The 263-nt window shown below is 63.5% G+C and carries 1 protein-coding gene; it reads right to left on the reverse strand.

All coding sequences use genetic code 11. The features are described 5' to 3' along the window. The coding region (locus SB764_RS41390; RefSeq protein ID WP_410866953.1) for a histidine kinase dimerization/phospho-acceptor domain-containing protein at positions 1-263 on the reverse strand (263 nt) is incomplete at both ends.

Raw genomic sequence — 263 nt, forward strand, 5'->3', positions numbered from 1 at the left:
GTATCGGTGCATTGGTCGAAGACGGTCTTGTCGTCCTGATTGATCTGCTTGCCATAGCGGCGCTGGATGCGCTCGGCCGACAGCTGGATCGGCGTCAGCGGGTTCTTGATCTCATGGGCAATGCGGCGCGCCACGTCGCCCCAAGCGGTCGAGCGCTGGGCGATGACCAGATCGGTGATGTCGTCGAGCGTGATGACGTAGGATTCGGCGCCATCACGCACCTCTTCGCGCGTCACCTGGACGCTGAGCGTGCGAACGGTGCC

Source organism: Paraburkholderia sp. SIMBA_027 (assembly GCF_046535315.1).
Lineage (GTDB): Bacteria > Pseudomonadota > Gammaproteobacteria > Burkholderiales > Burkholderiaceae > Paraburkholderia > Paraburkholderia tropica.